Origin of the sequence: Flavobacterium sp. 2 (genome assembly GCF_049949195.1) — a bacterium.
In the GTDB taxonomy this organism is placed as follows: domain Bacteria; phylum Bacteroidota; class Bacteroidia; order Flavobacteriales; family Flavobacteriaceae; genus Flavobacterium.
Window position 1 is genome coordinate 2,679,995 of sequence record NZ_CP188206.1, and the last position, 15,530, is coordinate 2,695,524.

Here is a 15,530-nt window from a genome sequence, read left to right on the forward strand (position 1 = left end):
TGTTTCAAGTTTAAAGTTTCAGGTTTATCATTGACATGAAACTTTAAACGCTACAACCTTAAACAAAAACAAAGATGATTTTAGAAATGAAAGTCCCATCACCAGGGGAATCAATAAAAGAAGTTGAAATTGCAACTTGGTTAGTAAAAGACGGAGATTATGTAGAGAAAGATCAGGCTATTGCTGAAGTTGATTCAGACAAAGCTACTCTTGAGTTACCTGCTGAAATGAGTGGTGTAATTACACTAAAAGCTGAAGAAGGTGATACAGTAGCAGTTGGTGCTGTAGTTTGTTTAATTGATACAGATGCTGCAAAACCAGCAGGAAGCGCTCCAGCTGCACCAGCAGCAGAAGCTCCAAAAGCTGAGGCACCGAAAGCAGAAGTAAAAGCTGAGGCTCCAAAAGCAGCTCCGGCTCCGGCAGCAGCTCCAAGTTATGCAGCTGGAACTCCATCTCCTGCAGCAAGAAAAATATTAGATGAAAAAAATATTGCTCCAGCAACAGTTTCAGGAACTGGAAAAGGAGGAAGAATCACTAAAGATGATGCTGTAAACGCAGTACCTTCTATGGGAACTCCAACTGGTGGTAGCCGTGGAACTGAGCGTACAAAATTATCTATGTTACGTCGTAAAGTAGCAGAAAGACTAGTTTCGGCTAAAAACGAGACAGCTATGCTTACTACTTTCAACGAAGTAAACATGACGCCAATTAACCAAATTCGTAACGAATACAAAGATGCTTTCAAAGCTAAACATGGTGGTTTAGGTTTAGGTTTCATGTCATTCTTTACAAAAGCAGTTACAAGAGCTTTACAATTATATCCAGATGTTAACTCAATGATGGATGGTGATTACAAAATCGCTTACGATTTTGCTGATATCTCAATCGCCGTTTCTGGACCAAAAGGATTAATGGTTCCTGTTGTTCGCAATGCTGAATTATTAACTTTCCGTGGAATTGAAGCAGAAATCAAAAGATTAGCTTTAAGAGCTCGTGATGGTCAAATTACAGTTGACGATATGACTGGAGGAACTTTCACAATCACTAACGGTGGAGTTTTTGGAAGTATGTTATCTACTCCAATCATCAACCCTCCTCAATCAGGAATTTTAGGAATGCACAACATCATCGAGCGTCCAATTGCTGTAAATGGAAAAGTGGAAATTCACCCAATGATGTACGTTGCACTTTCTTACGATCACAGAATTATCGACGGACGTGAGTCAGTTGGTTTCTTGGTTGCTGTTAAAGAAGCTTTAGAAAACCCATTAGAATTATTGATGAATGGCGACGCTAAACGTGCTTTAGAGTTGTAATTTTAAATAATTTTCAATCATAATAAAAAGCCTGTTCATTAATTTGAACAGGCTTTTTCGCTTAAGATTAACTTAATTTTAGCTTAAGATGTTAATTTTTTGAAGAAATGTAAATTTTACCCTTTAAAAAAAATTTAATTTAGAATAAATAAAAATAGCTTGTATAGTTGACTTTCAACAATTAAATTTGCACTATTAAAATCAATTCTAAATAAAAATGAAATATAAATTTACAATTTCACTTTTGGCTTTGTGTTTTGTTTTGCTTTCAGGCACATCAACTTGGGCGCAACAAAAAGCAACTATTAAAGGTCAAATCAGCTTAGCAAATAATCAAGCGGCAGATAATGTTTCGATCGTATTAAAAGGTACAAAAATTGGAACCAACACAGACAGCAATGGTAACTACGAAATCAAAAACGTTAAACCAGGAAATTATGTTCTTCGCGTTTCTGCTGTAGGTTTCACCTCTAAAGAAAAAAGCATTACACTTAATAGTGGAGATGAAATTATAGAGAATTTCACGATTACTTCAAATTCAGAGCAATTAGACGAAATTGTAATTAACGGAGGAAACAAAAAAAATCCTTTAGCTCGTAAAGAAACACAACAAGTATCAAGATTACCACTTAAAAATCTTGAAAACCCACAAGTTTACACTACAATTACAAGCGAACTTTTAAAAGAGCAAGTTGTTACAAATATTGACGATGCACTTAAAAATGCACCAGGATTAACACCGCTTTGGGCTTCAACTGGACGTGGTGGTGATGGTGCAGGATATTTCTCTTTAAGAGGATTTGCTGTTCAACCAACAATGATCAACGGATTGCCAGGATTAACAAACGGAAGTTTAGATCCAGCAAACATTGACAAAATTGAAGTTATTAAAGGACCATCAGGAACTTTATTTGGAAGTAGTTTAATCTCTTACGGAGGTTTAATCAACATGACTACTAAAAAACCTTATGATCACTTTGGTGGCGAAGTAAACTATACTGCTGGAAGCTATGGATTAAACAGAGTTACTGTAGATGTCAACACGCCATTAGATGAAGAACACAAAATAAACTTCCGCTTAAACACAGCTTACCATACTGAGAACAGTTTTCAAGATGCCGGATTCAGAAAATCATTTTTCTTTGCTCCATCTTTATCGTACCAAGTAAGCGACAAACTTTCGTTTTTCATTAATACAGAATTCATGAGCAATGAAGCAACTAACCCAACTATGCTGTTTTTAGACAGAGGTGCTCCTCTTAGAGTTCATAATATTGACGAATTAGGTTACGACAACAAACGTTCTTATACTAGCAACGAATTATCTATCAAAACTCCGTCATATAACCTTCAAGGGCAAATGATGTATAAATTCAATGATCAATGGACTTCACAAACTGTTGTGTCTAGAGGTTCATCAAAATCAGACGGTTATTATTCATACTTATATGAAGGAACTCAATACTATCCAGGAATTACAGAAGGAATTGTTTTAGGTCGTTATATGAACTACCAAAACTCTACTACGCTTACAACTGATATTCAACAAAACTTCATTGGTGATTTCGTAATCGGAAGTATGAGAAACAGAATTGTTGCTGGTCTTGACTACTTCAACAGAGGCGGTATCGATAATGGTTCAAGTTATGTTTCAAATGGAGGTATTTACATTGGAAACCTTGACACAAAAACAATAAACGAAGAATTTTTCGGAATTACTGATCCTGCTAAATACGTTACAAACGGTGATAGCGGAAAATTAACAAAAGCTGGATCTGATGCGCTTTTAGCTGATGCTACTATGACAAATGCTAAAACAAAACAGGAAGTTTACAGTGCTTATTTTTCTGACGTGATCAACTTTACTCCTGCTTTATCTGCGATGGCAAGTTTACGTGTTGACCGTTTTATGACTGCTGGTGATCTTTCAACAAAAGATGATGATTTTAACCAAACTGCATTTTCTCCTAAATTCGGATTAGTTTACCAACCAATTATCGACAAAGTATCGATTTTTGCCAATTATATGGATGGTTTTGCAAACTCTGCTCCTGTAACAGAAATTTTATCTGATGGAAGCAGACGTCCAAGAACTTTTAAACCAGAACACGCTAATCAATTTGAAGTTGGAACTAAATTAAACATCTTTAAAGACAAACTTTACGCTACATTCAGCTACTATGATATTCAGGTAAAAGATCAGGTTTATATCGTTTACACTGCAACAACTCAAACAGCGTTTCAAGATGGAGCACAAAGAAACAAAGGTTTCGAAGCTGAATTCATTGCAAATCCTATTGATGGCTTAAACATTGTTGCAGGATACAGCTATGTTGATGCTGTATTAAATGCTGGAGATCCTTCTTTTGTAGGACATAGACCTGAAAGCTCTGGACCAAGAAACTTAGTAAACTTTTGGGCTAGCTATAAATTTCCAGAAGGAGACTTAAACGGTTTTGGTTTAGGTTTTGGAGGAAATTATGCTGACAAAAACTTAATTATGAACAGAAATGTTGTTGGTCAATTTACAATTCCATCTTACACTGTTTTAAATTCATCTATTTTCTACGGAACAGAAAAATATGTTTTGACTCTTAAACTTGACAATATCGCTAACGTTGATACTTATGACGGATGGTCTACAATCCACCCAAGTAACATGAGAAGCGTAGCAGCAAGTTTCTCTTATAGATTCTAATAAACAAAAAACACCTTTCTGCTAAACCAGAAAGGTGTTTTAAATTCTCTAAATCATGATAACATTAGCCAGCCTTATCGTTTTTTTAGCTTTTTACACACTTTATTACACTTCAAAAAGAGCTGTTTTATCGTATGATTTTGGATTTGAAAAATGGATGCAACAAAATCCAAAACAAACTAAAATCACTGGTTTATTTTTATTGGCAACAGCATACGCAATGTGGCTTTTTACAAAGTCATTGTGCTGTGGCACTTTGATGTTTTTTATTCAGTTGATGACTGTTGGAAGCTTAATCATTATTCTGACTCCATTAAAAAAAGTAAACAGTAAAGCGCTTTTAGCAATCTTGCTCTTTGTTGCGATTTTGGAATTTTACTACAACTAAACCTTAATTACATGCCAGCAAATCCAAAATATTTAACTCCGGCTTTTTTGCCTCGTTTTCTCAAAATTACAGCGGCGATTTTAGGAGGTTACTTTGTATCTGTCACTTTTCATTTGGCTTTAGCTGCCTGGTTCAATCGCGCAGATGTATTGATTACAATGGCTTTCAGCGGATTCATTCTTTGGGTAGCATTAATGGTAATTGCTTTTTTAGCCAAAAGTGGCTGGAAAATCTGGCTCATTTATATTCTTTTAAGTCTTCTTTTTTGTCTTTTTATCTACTTGGGTCAAACCTATAATCAAACGGCGCATTAATCTATGAACAACCGTCATTATAATATCTATTTTCATACACATACTGTCAGCGGAATTGTAATCAGCGTAGTGCTATTTGTGATTTTCTTCGCTGGATCTTTTTCTTTTTTTAGAGATGAAATTGTCAACTGGGAAAGAAGTGAATCTACAGCACAAACAAAAGAAATTCAGTTAGACTACAACAACGCCCTGCAGCATCTTGACAAAAAATATGTTTTGCACGCAAGAAATATTACTATTTCTAAACCTTCATTAGAAAATCGAGTTGCTGTTTCACTTGAAGGAACAAAAGACTCATTGGCTCCAAAAAAACAACGTCTTGGAGATTTCTTTTATCTGGACAACAAAAGCTATAAATCCTATACTTACGAAGAAGCTTATTCTTTGGGAGAATTATTGTATCGTCTGCATTTTCTGGCTCAAATCCCTTATCCGGCCGGATATTATCTTTCTGGATTTACGGCTTTATTTTTCCTGTTTGCCATTATAACGGGAGTTTTATTGCATTGGAAAAAAATTGTATCGAACTTTTATATTTTCCGTCCAAAAGAAAAATTAAAAACACTGTGGACAGATGCGCATACAGCTTTAGGAATGATTGGTCTGCCTTTTCAGTTTGTTTATGCTGTAACGGGAGCATTTTTCATGATTAAACTCTTAATTGTTGCGCCAGCTGTAAAGGTTCTATATAATGGCGATCAAAATAAATTATATAAAGAACTGGAATATACAGATGCTGATTATAAGTTTGAAAAAAAGAAATTAGCAAATCCATTTAACATAAATCAGCTGGTAGCAAAAGCAAAAAGCAATTGGCCCGATTTTGAAGTTACACGCGTATATATCCAAAATTATGGCGATGTTAATATGCATGTTTTGGTTGAAGGTGAAATGCTGAATCACAAAAAATTTACAGGAATAGGAAAAATTGATTATCGTGTTTCTGACGGAAAAATAATTGCCAAAAAAGATCCTATAGCACAAACAAGCTATCTTGACATAGTGAAAAATGTTTTGTACCGAATTCACTTTGGCGATTATGGCGGTTATGCATTAAAAATTATCAGCTTTATTTTAGGAATTATAACTTGCTTCGTAATTATTTCGGGAGTGATGATTTGGTTGGTTGCAAGACAAAAAAATAATCTTCCAGAAAAGAAAAGACGTTTCAATGCAGCAGTTGTCCGAATTTATCTGGCAATTTGTTTGAGTATGTATCCAATTACCGCTTTGGCTTTTATTGGAAGCAAAATCTTTTATCCATTAAGCCAATTTGATTTATTTACACTTTATTTTGGCGGATGGCTTGTCTTGACAATTTTCTTTATCATCAAAAAGAACGATTCTTTTACCAATAAATTCTGCCTGATTTCAGGAAGCATTTTAGGATTCTTAATTCCAATTACGAACGGAATTGTTTCTGGAGATTGGTTTTGGACTTCATTCATGCGTAACAAAGTTCAGATTTTCTTTATCGATGTTTTCTGGATTTTCCTGGCTTCAATTTCACTATATGTAGCCTATCATTTAAAGCCTAAAAAAGTCGTTTCATAAAAATTAGCTTAAATAATTTGTCCTCTATTGATTTTGGGTATAATTTTACGCTTTTAATCAAAAAATGGGATTTAAAACGAAAATACGTTTTCTACATAAATGGCTCGGATTAATTTCCGGGCTTATTGTTTTTATAGTTTGCATCACGGGTTGTATTTTCTGTTTTCATGATGAAATAAAAGATATTACTCGCAAAGAATGGCGTTTGGTTGAACCTCAAAAAAAACCTTTCCTTCCACCTTCTGTTTTAAAAGAAAAAGCAAACGAAATTGTTCCTAAGAATAAAACAAGCATGATTGCCTATTACGGAAAAAACCGTTCGGCTATTGTTTATACCTATTCAGATACAGAGAACTTATATCTTTATTTTAATCCCTACACTGGCCAATATTTAAAAACCGAAAATCCTAAAACTGATTTTTTCATTATTGTCGAATATATTCACTTGTATTTGCTTTTGCCCGATTATATAGGAAAACATATTATTGGAGGAGCAACCATTATTTTTATTCTATTATTAATTTCAGGAATAATTCAATGGTGGCCAAAACGAAAAAGCGACATCAAAAGAAGTTTCACCATTAAATGGAATGCAAGATGGCGCCGCGTAAATTACGACTGGCACAATACTTCAGGGTTTTATATTGCTCTAATTGCTTTGATCCTTGCCATTACCGGATTAACTTTTACCTACGAATGGGTTGGCGACGGAATTTACAAAACATTCAATTTTGGCGGAGACAAGGCAGTTGAAACAAAATTACCTGTAATTGATACCACAAAATTCAAAACCGCTTCAGTTACTGCAATTGATAAAGCTTTTATTGAAACAATGAAATTGCAACCAAAAGCTGAAATGTTTTTTGTTATGGTTCCACAACAAAAGGGTGATATTGTGAGTACAGGCGCATACCCGCATACGTTGCGATACGATCAGCAAAGCAATTATTATTTTCATCCTTCTGACGGAAAATTAATTCAAAGTCAAACTTTTGATAAAAAAACACTCGGATTGCAGGTTGTCGAAATGAATTATGGTATTCACACTGGCCAAATTTTAGATCTTCCGGGAAAAATAATAGCTTTTACAGTCAGTTTGCTTGCGTCAGCACTTCCTGTTACTGGCTTTATAATTTGGTTTGGACGCCGCAAAAAATCTAAAAAAAGAGCATAAAAAAACCGTCTCGTTTTTAACAAGACGGTTTTTTTATAATTTGTCGAAATCAATTAATTTCTGTTTGCTAAAGCATTTTTCTGTAAATTTTTCACTGAGCTAACTTTACTGTCAACATAAGCTACTTCTTTTAGACTGTCTTCATTAAAGAAAATCCATTTTCCAGTTTTTACTCCGTTTGTGTATTCTCCAACGGCTTTTTTATTTCCTTTTTCGTCATAAGATACCCAAACACCATCCAACTTACCATCCTTAAAAAAACCTTCTTGTTGTACTTTACCATTTTCATAGTAATAAGTAGCTTTTACTGTATTTCCAACGGCTTCTAATTCAGGTTTAGTTTCCTGCGCAATTAACATTCCAGAGAACAACAACGCAGCTAAAATTACACTCTTTTTCATATCTGTAGGTATTTAATGTTAAGAAATCTTTATCAAATATAATCAAATGTTTACATTAAAAAAACTTTTGCTTAACAATTTGGTAACATTGAGTAAAAACTTAACATTGGGAATTTCTATAAAACAATAAAACCAGCGCTTAGGCACTGGTTTTATTGGTATTTCATGAAAATCAGAATGTTACGATAACGTTATCGATTTCGTAAATAAATTAGTTCAATAATGAATCTAACTGCGTTTGAAGCGTTTGATCAGATGGTCTTGTAGCATTTGAATTGACAACTTTACCTTGTGGATCGATTAAAATAAATCGTGGAATTGAAATCACATTATAACTTTTTGCAAAATCGGATTTCCACTCATTATCAGCCAAAAGCTGAATTCCTCCAAGTTGTTTGTCAGTCACAAATTTCTGCCATTTATCATGATCTTTTGGCGCATCTATTGAAATACTAACAAACTCAATATTTTTGCCATGATATTTTTCTTCTACTTTTTGAAGAAAAGGAATTTCAGCTCGGCAAGGACCACACCAAGTTGCCCACATATCGATATAAACATATTTACCTTTTAAATCTGAAAGCTTTGTTTTTCCTCCTTTATGATTTTCAAATTCGAAATCTGGCGATGCTGTATTATTCAATTTAGCCATTTCCAACACATGGTCACGATGTTCTGTAATTTCAGCAATTGCTTGCTGTCCATTTTCAGTTTCAATTTTTACAAAATCAGGATCTAATTTCTTATTACTTAATCGAGCTGCATCGGCTGCTTTTTTGGCATCAATTAATTTATTAAAAGCGGCATCATCTAAATTTACAACACTATTATCATAAAGTTTTTCATCAGCCAGAATACGTTGTGCCAAAATATTGTTTTCTAAACTTCCTTTACCTTTATAAACAATCGTTTCATCAAATTGTTTTGCATCCATTTTAAGCTTAATATCATAACCGTTTTTCAAAAACAATTCAGTCGATTCAACACCGTCATACATTTGGCCTCTTCCTCCATTCAGCACTAAAGTATCTTTAAAAATGCCTTTTGCATTGACATTAATCTTTTTGATAATCTTTCCGTCATTAATAATGGTAATAACATCGCTATTTCTATTGGCAATATTTGCTTCAAAAGTGACATATTTTTTAGATTGTCCAACGGCATTGAAGATGCTCAAAAGGACTATTCCAGCAATAAAAAGTTGTTTCATAGTTTATTAAGGTTTGTTTTTAGTATCTCAAATCTAAAGAAATAAGTACTTCAAAATTTCAGAATTAACAAAAAATTTAAAAATTAATACACATCAGCTTATCACTTTGCTATTTTAATTTGAATTTTGTGTTTACTTTTGCAGTCTAAAATTGAGATCATGTATAGAAGTCATAATTGCGGCGAATTAAACGCTTCAAATATCAATACCGAAGTTACCCTTGCGGGCTGGGTTCAAAAATCACGCGATAAAGGATTTATGAATTGGGTCGATCTACGCGACCGTTATGGAATTACACAACTTATTTTCGACGAAAGTCGTACCAATAAAACCGTTTTTGAATTGGCCAAAACTCTTGGACGTGAATTTGTAATTCAGGTAAAAGGAACTGTTATTGAGCGTGAAGCCAAAAACAAAAATATTCCAACTGGTGAAATCGAAATTTTAGTTTCTGAATTGACTATTCTGAATTCAGCATTAACTCCTCCATTTACAATTGAAGATGAAACAGACGGTGGTGAGGATATCAGAATGAAATATCGTTATTTAGATATCAGAAGAAATCCGGTAAAAAACAGTTTGTTATTCCGTCATAAAGTAGCGATGGAAGTTCGTAAATATCTATCTGATTTAGATTTCTGCGAAGTTGAAACACCATACTTAATCAAATCGACTCCGGAAGGAGCGAGAGATTTCGTTGTACCAAGCCGTATGAACGAAGGACAGTTTTATGCATTGCCACAATCTCCACAAACTTTCAAACAACTTTTGATGGTGGGTGGAATGGATAAATATTTCCAAATCGTGAAATGTTTCCGTGACGAAGATTTACGTGCTGACCGTCAGCCAGAGTTTACTCAGATTGACTGCGAAATGGCATTTGTTGAACAAGAAGACATTTTGAATGTTTTTGAAGGTTTGACAAGACATTTATTGAAAGAAATTAAAGGCGTTGAAGTAGAAAAATTCCCAAGAATTACCTACGATTATGCTATGAAAACATACGGAAATGACAAACCAGACATTCGCTTCGGGATGAAATTTGGTGAGTTAAACGAATTTGCACAGCACAAAGAATTCCCAGTTTTCAATTCGGCTGAATTAGTTGTGGGAATTGCAGTTCCGGGAGCAGGAAATTACACTCGTAAAGAAATTGACGGGTTAATTGACTGGGTAAAACGTCCTCAAGTTGGAGCGTCTGGAATGGTTTATGTAAAATGCAACGAAGATGGAACATACAAATCATCTGTAGATAAATTCTACGATAATGATGATTTAGCAAACTGGGCAAAAGCAACAGAAGCAAATCCTGGAGATATGATTTTTGTACTTTCTGGTCCGGCTAACAAAACTCGCGCTCAACTTTCAGCACTTCGTATGGAATTAGCAACTCGTTTAGGATTACGTAATCCGGAAGAATTTGCTCCATTATGGGTTGTAGATTTCCCATTATTAGAACTTGACGAAGAAAGTGGTCGTTATCACGCAATGCACCATCCATTTACATCTCCAAAACCAGAAGATATGGCTTTGTTGGAAACAGAACCAGGAAAAGTTCGTGCAAATGCTTACGATATGGTTTTAAACGGAAATGAAATTGGTGGTGGATCAATTCGTATTCACGATAAAGCTACGCAGCAATTAATGTTCAAATATTTAGGATTTACCGAAGAAGAAGCAAAAGCGCAATTCGGATTCTTAATGGATGCCTTCCAGTTTGGAGCACCGCCACACGGAGGTTTAGCTTTTGGATTGGATAGATTGGTTGCAATTTTAGGAGGTCAGGAAACTATTAGAGATTTCATTGCTTTCCCAAAAAACAATTCTGGACGTGATGTAATGATCGATGCTCCAGCAGCAATTGATGATGCGCAATTAAAAGAATTGCACATTAAAATTGATGCTATTTAAGCTTTGATAAACTAAATTATAATTAAAGGCGGCTGAAATTTTCAGCCGCTTTTTTTGTTTTTAAGTATTTGTATTTCTTCTTTCAGTAACAAATTTTGCTCTTTTAGTAGTGCTATTTTATCTTCTAAAGTATTTATTAAGGCATCAAATTCACTGTATTGTGATTTCTTCTTCTCAAAGCTGAGCAATTGTACAACATCAACATCAAGTACTAAAGCAATCTTTCCCAAAATATCAATATCAATTTTACACCTATTATTTTCGATTTTCGAATAGGTTGATTGACTAACTCCTATTTGCTCAAAAACCTGTTCTGCTTTAAGATCTTTCTCTCTTCTAAACCTTCTAATATTTTCTCCGATATTCATAATTTCAACGTTAAATAATTATAAATATACAAGAATATTCCTATAATTTGTAAAATGTTTAAAATTGGAATTTTTTATTCCAAAAACAACAACTGAATTTTAAAACTTCATTGGTAGTTTTGAATTATAGGATTAATCTTTCTTTTTTTTGTTTTGATCACTGCAGGAATCAACAAATAATTTAAGAGGTAATTCCTACTTGCATTATTAATATAAAATATAAAAAATGGAATTAAAGGAAAAGTTAATCAATGAATTGGTTGAACAAAGAAAGGAAGAACTTTCTAAGATTGTTGGAGGAATTGGATGTACTGCTGGCTGTTCAGGAAAATGGATTGGATGTGGTCCAGGATATTGTGCTGGACCCTGTCCTGCAAATTGTCTAAGCCACTGCATGGCAATGCCCGAATAAAAAACCAAAAAGCTGTTTGAAAAATCAAACAGCTTTAAAAAAAATAATCATGAGAAAACATTGTACATTAGAAAATGCTCTTAATTATAAAAATGAAGATGTCATTTTTAGATTCTTAAAAATCTATAATATAACTGAAAAAGAATCTCTTTTACTTTTTGAAGAAACTAAAAAATGGCTATGGTTATGCTATAAAGCTACGGAGCCTGGAACAAAAATTCCAGTTTTAATAGATGATTCGATGTTGATAATTGATGAAATGTGGCACAATTTTATTTTATTCACTAATGATTATAAGAATTATTGCATAGATAAATTTGGATTTTATATTCATCATCAACCCACTACTAAAAAAGAATCTTTATTATGGAAAAATGATCCTGAAAAAAACACTAATCTTTATTTAAAAACAATAGAAACCCAATATTCAATTATTTTTGACTTGTTAGGCGAGGAAACGCTTTTATTATGGTATAAAGATCTTGCTAAAAATTACTCAAAAGAAAAAATAAAAGAGCTTACAATATGAGATATCCTACATATCTCTTAACTTTATTATTTGTCATATTTGCAAATGCACAGTCTGAAAAACAAAATCAATATGAAATCGCATACAAATATTCCTTTGACAATTTTGAAAAAATGAAGACAATTCATAAACATCTAAATAATATAAATATTTATGATTTAAAATATAATTCTTTTGACAACACTAAAGTAAAAGGATTTCTTATTGTACCAAATAACCCTCAAAAAAAATGTCCTGTCCTTATTTTTAATAGAGGCGGAAATGGAAGTTATGGAATGGTAAGCGAACCATTTATAATAAAGTTTTTGTCAAGATTTGCTAACAAAGGGTTTATAGTTATTGGATCACAACTACGTGGCTCTGAAGGAAGCGAAGGAATTGACGACTTCGGAGGAAAGAGCAGTGATGACGTATTAGCATTGTTCAAGATTATTAATGATCTAAAAATCGCAGATACAACCAAAATTGCCCAAATGGGTTGGAGTCGTGGTGGAATAACAAATTTTCAACTTTTAAAAAAAACAAACAAAATCAAAACCACAATAAATATTGCGGGACCAAGTGATATTTTAAAAACTGACAGAAAAGAAATGTTCACAGTCTATCGAAATAGAATCAAAAACTATACTATTGACTCAGTATTTTATTCTAAAAGAGTTTCTCCAATATTTCAAATTGATTCAATTAAAAATAAAACCGAAAGTTTCTTATTCCTTCATGGCAAAAAAGATGATAAAGTAAATGTATCTAATAGTTATGAGCTTTTTGAAAAAACAAAAAAAGAAAAGTACAAATCTAAACTTGTTATTATAGAAGACTCTGATCATAGTTTATTTGATCAAATAGAAAAAGTTATTCAAGAAATAAAAAACTGGCTAAATAGTGAATTATCAATCACAAATCAAAATACTGAATAAGGTTTTATCAAGACTAAAATTCAGTTACAAAAACATTGTTTAAAAAAATAAGGATTTGATGATAGATTGGCAATACTATAATTGATGAAGATTCTATGAATTGTATTCAATATTAAAAAACGGCAACAGTAATTAAGAATTTACGTGATAAAAAATAAATTTCTTCATTTCAGACAATTAGACCTTAAAGACTGTGGCCCAACCTGCTTAAGAATGATAGCCAAATATTATGGTAAAACATTTTCGAGAGAATTTTTAAGAGACAAAGCAAATATTACAAAACTTGGCGTAACGATGGCCGGAATTGCTGAAGCAGCCGAAGCTATTGAAATGCGTACGCTTGGTATGAGAATATCTTTTGAAAGCCTGCTTAACGAAGCTCCTGTTCCATTCATAATTCCTTGGCGTCAAAAACATTTTGTTGTTGTTTATAAAACTTCAAAGACAAAAATCTATATTGCCGATCCTGCACAAGGTCTGCTAACATATACTTATAATGATTTTAAAACCGCATGGACAAATACAGCTGATGAAACGGGTTTTGTTTTGATTCTGGAACCAAATGCAAAATTTCATGAGCAAACAGAAGACAAGGAACAAAATAAGGGCTTCTCATTTTTATATCCGTATTTTAAACCCTACAGAAAACTAATCAATCAAATATTCATTGGTTTGCTTGTAGCAACTATTATTCAATTTATACTGCCTTTTTTAATGCAGTCTGTTGTAGATGTAGGTGTTAACAATCAAGACATTCCATTTATTTATCTAATACTGATTTCTCAATTTGTTTTAATACTCTCGCAAACCCTTGTCAGTGTTTTTAGGGAATGGATTTTGATTCACATAACAAGTCGGTTTAATATTAAAATGATTTCTGATTTCTTATACAAAATGCTCAAATTGCCAGTCAATTATTTTGAAACCAGAAATACTGGCGAGCATTTACAAAGAATTACCGACCACACCCGAATTCAAAATTTCATTTCTTCTTCAAGCTTAAATATGGTATTCTCAATGATTACATTTATCATATTTAACGGCATTTTAGCCTATTATAATTTGACGATATTTATAGTTTTCATAGTCGCCGCCATATTATATGTATGCTGGACTTTCTTTTTCTTGAAAAAAAGAGCCGAATTAGATTTCAAAAGATTTGACCAGCAATCGCAGAGTCAGACATCACTTATTCAAATAATAAATGGAGTTAAGGAAATTAAAGTAAATAATTCGCAACGGAAAAACAGATGGAAATGGGAATTTAATCAAATTAGCCTTTTTAAAACTTCATTAAGCACATTAAAACTAGCGCAATACCAAACTATTGGAGCTAATTTTATAAATGAATTCAAAAATATTGTCATCACTTTTCTTTCTGCCAAAGCCGTGGTTGATGGCAATTTAACATTAGGAATGATGACTTCTATACAATTTATAGTGGGTCAGCTCAATGTGCCTTTGGGCAACTTTGTATTGTTTATACAATCCTGGCAAGATGCAAAAATAAGTTTAGAAAGATTATCTCAGGTACACATGCGGGATGATGAAGATAATGTTTCATTAAATAAAAGCAAAGAACTTCCAAAAGAGAAATCCATAATTATAAAAAATTTATCGTATCGCTATGGTGGCAAATCTTCGCCTATTATTTTAAAAAACATCAATTGCACAATTCCAGAAGGAAAAACAACAGCTATTGTTGGAGCAAGTGGCAGCGGGAAAACAACATTGCTAAAATTACTCTTAAAATTTTATGAGCCAACAAAAGGGAACATAAATATAGGTGCAATAAATCTAAATGATATTAATACTGATTTTTGGCGCTTAAACTGCGGTGCAGTAATGCAAGACACCTTTATATTTAATGATACAATTGCCGGCAATATCTCAGAATCTGAGCAAAATGAAATAATAGATCGAGGAAAATTAAACAACGCAGCTTTTATTGCTAACATTGAAGATTTTATTGAAAAACTTCCCAACAAATATAATACTGAATTAGGAACTTCAGGCATTCGACTTAGTGGGGGACAAGAACAGAGAATAATGATTTCAAGAGCTATTTATAAAAACCCTAATTATTTATTATTTGATGAGGCTACAAGTGCACTCGACGCAAATAATGAAATGGTAATTATGCAAAACTTAAATAAATTTATTTATGGAAAAACAGCTATCATTATTGCTCATAGGTTAAGTACTGTAAAAAATGCAGACAATATTATAGTTTTAGAAAATGGAGAAATTGTTGAACAAGGCAATCATTATGACTTAACAAATCTGAAGGGAAAATACTTTGAACTAGTTAAGAATCAATTAGAATTAGGCAATTAAT

General features: G+C 32.9%; 14 protein-coding genes. 11 read left to right on the forward strand and 3 right to left on the reverse strand.

The genetic code is table 11. The annotated features are described in order from the left end of the window. Nucleotides 1–74: 74 nt before the first annotated feature. The 6 genes from odhB (at nucleotide 75) to ACNFIH_RS11530 (ending at nucleotide 7,444) form a co-directional block, all read left to right on the forward strand. Nucleotides 75–1,316 (forward strand): 2-oxoglutarate dehydrogenase complex dihydrolipoyllysine-residue succinyltransferase, encoded by a 1,242-nt coding sequence (gene odhB / locus ACNFIH_RS11505; RefSeq protein WP_155101571.1) that lies wholly within the window; start codon nucleotides 75–77, stop codon nucleotides 1,314–1,316. A 217-nt stretch (nucleotides 1,317–1,533) separates the two neighbouring features. Beyond that, nucleotides 1,534–4,014, forward strand: coding sequence for a TonB-dependent siderophore receptor (locus tag ACNFIH_RS11510; RefSeq protein ID WP_426483259.1), 2,481 nt, complete (start codon nucleotides 1,534–1,536; stop codon nucleotides 4,012–4,014). A 55-nt stretch (nucleotides 4,015–4,069) separates the two neighbouring features. Continuing rightward, complete coding sequence (locus ACNFIH_RS11515; protein ID WP_426483260.1) at nucleotides 4,070–4,402, forward strand: hypothetical protein; 333 nt, start codon at nucleotides 4,070–4,072, stop codon at nucleotides 4,400–4,402. 11 nt (nucleotides 4,403–4,413) lie between these two features. Continuing rightward, nucleotides 4,414–4,716, forward strand: a complete 303-nt coding sequence (locus ACNFIH_RS11520; protein WP_426483261.1) for a hypothetical protein — start codon at nucleotides 4,414–4,416, stop codon at nucleotides 4,714–4,716. Between the two features lie 3 nt (nucleotides 4,717–4,719). Beyond that, a complete protein-coding gene (locus tag ACNFIH_RS11525) occupies nucleotides 4,720–6,270 on the forward strand; it encodes a PepSY-associated TM helix domain-containing protein (RefSeq protein WP_426483262.1) in 1,551 nt (516 codons plus the stop codon). Nucleotides 6,271–6,334: 64 nt separating this feature from the next. After that, nucleotides 6,335–7,444 carry a PepSY-associated TM helix domain-containing protein gene (locus ACNFIH_RS11530; RefSeq protein ID WP_426483263.1) on the forward strand — a complete coding sequence of 370 codons (1,110 nt, stop codon included), beginning with the start codon at nucleotides 6,335–6,337 and terminating at the stop codon, nucleotides 7,442–7,444. Between the two features lie 53 nt (nucleotides 7,445–7,497). On the opposite strand, the gene ACNFIH_RS11535 is transcribed toward ACNFIH_RS11530, so the two are convergent. Beyond that, the gene (locus ACNFIH_RS11535) at nucleotides 7,498–7,845 is read right to left on the reverse strand and encodes a toxin-antitoxin system YwqK family antitoxin (protein ID WP_035646207.1); all 348 of its coding nucleotides are present in this window, start codon (nucleotides 7,843–7,845) and stop codon (nucleotides 7,498–7,500) included. A 211-nt stretch (nucleotides 7,846–8,056) separates the two neighbouring features. Beyond that, nucleotides 8,057–9,055 (reverse strand): TlpA family protein disulfide reductase, encoded by a 999-nt coding sequence (locus ACNFIH_RS11540; RefSeq protein ID WP_426483264.1) that lies wholly within the window; start codon nucleotides 9,053–9,055, stop codon nucleotides 8,057–8,059. Nucleotides 9,056–9,214: 159 nt separating this feature from the next. Here ACNFIH_RS11540 and aspS point away from each other — a divergent pair, with 159 nt between their 5' ends. Then, the gene (gene aspS / locus ACNFIH_RS11545) at nucleotides 9,215–10,966 is read left to right on the forward strand and encodes an aspartate--tRNA ligase (RefSeq protein WP_426483265.1); all 1,752 of its coding nucleotides are present in this window, start codon (nucleotides 9,215–9,217) and stop codon (nucleotides 10,964–10,966) included. 41 nt (nucleotides 10,967–11,007) lie between these two features. Here the strand turns inward: aspS and ACNFIH_RS11550 are convergent, their stop codons facing one another. Next, nucleotides 11,008–11,334: a helix-turn-helix domain-containing protein gene (locus tag ACNFIH_RS11550; protein WP_426483266.1), complete on the reverse strand. Its 327-nt coding sequence runs from the start codon at nucleotides 11,332–11,334 to the stop codon at nucleotides 11,008–11,010. 226 nt (nucleotides 11,335–11,560) lie between these two features. Between ACNFIH_RS11550 and ACNFIH_RS11555 the strand changes: the two genes are divergently transcribed. From ACNFIH_RS11555 to ACNFIH_RS11570, 4 genes are all read left to right on the forward strand, one after another. After that, nucleotides 11,561–11,746, forward strand: a complete 186-nt coding sequence (locus tag ACNFIH_RS11555; RefSeq protein WP_426483267.1) for a hypothetical protein — start codon at nucleotides 11,561–11,563, stop codon at nucleotides 11,744–11,746. A 16-nt stretch (nucleotides 11,747–11,762) separates the two neighbouring features. Further along, entirely contained in the window at nucleotides 11,763–12,275 is a 513-nt protein-coding gene (locus ACNFIH_RS11560; protein WP_426483268.1) for a hypothetical protein, read from the forward strand. Between the two features lie 113 nt (nucleotides 12,276–12,388). Beyond that, nucleotides 12,389–13,192, forward strand: coding sequence for an alpha/beta hydrolase family protein (locus tag ACNFIH_RS11565; RefSeq protein WP_426483269.1), 804 nt, complete (start codon nucleotides 12,389–12,391; stop codon nucleotides 13,190–13,192). Nucleotides 13,193–13,336: 144 nt separating this feature from the next. After that, complete coding sequence (locus ACNFIH_RS11570) at nucleotides 13,337–15,529, forward strand: peptidase domain-containing ABC transporter (protein WP_426483270.1); 2,193 nt, start codon at nucleotides 13,337–13,339, stop codon at nucleotides 15,527–15,529. The last annotated feature ends 1 nt before the right edge of the window (nucleotide 15,530 follow it).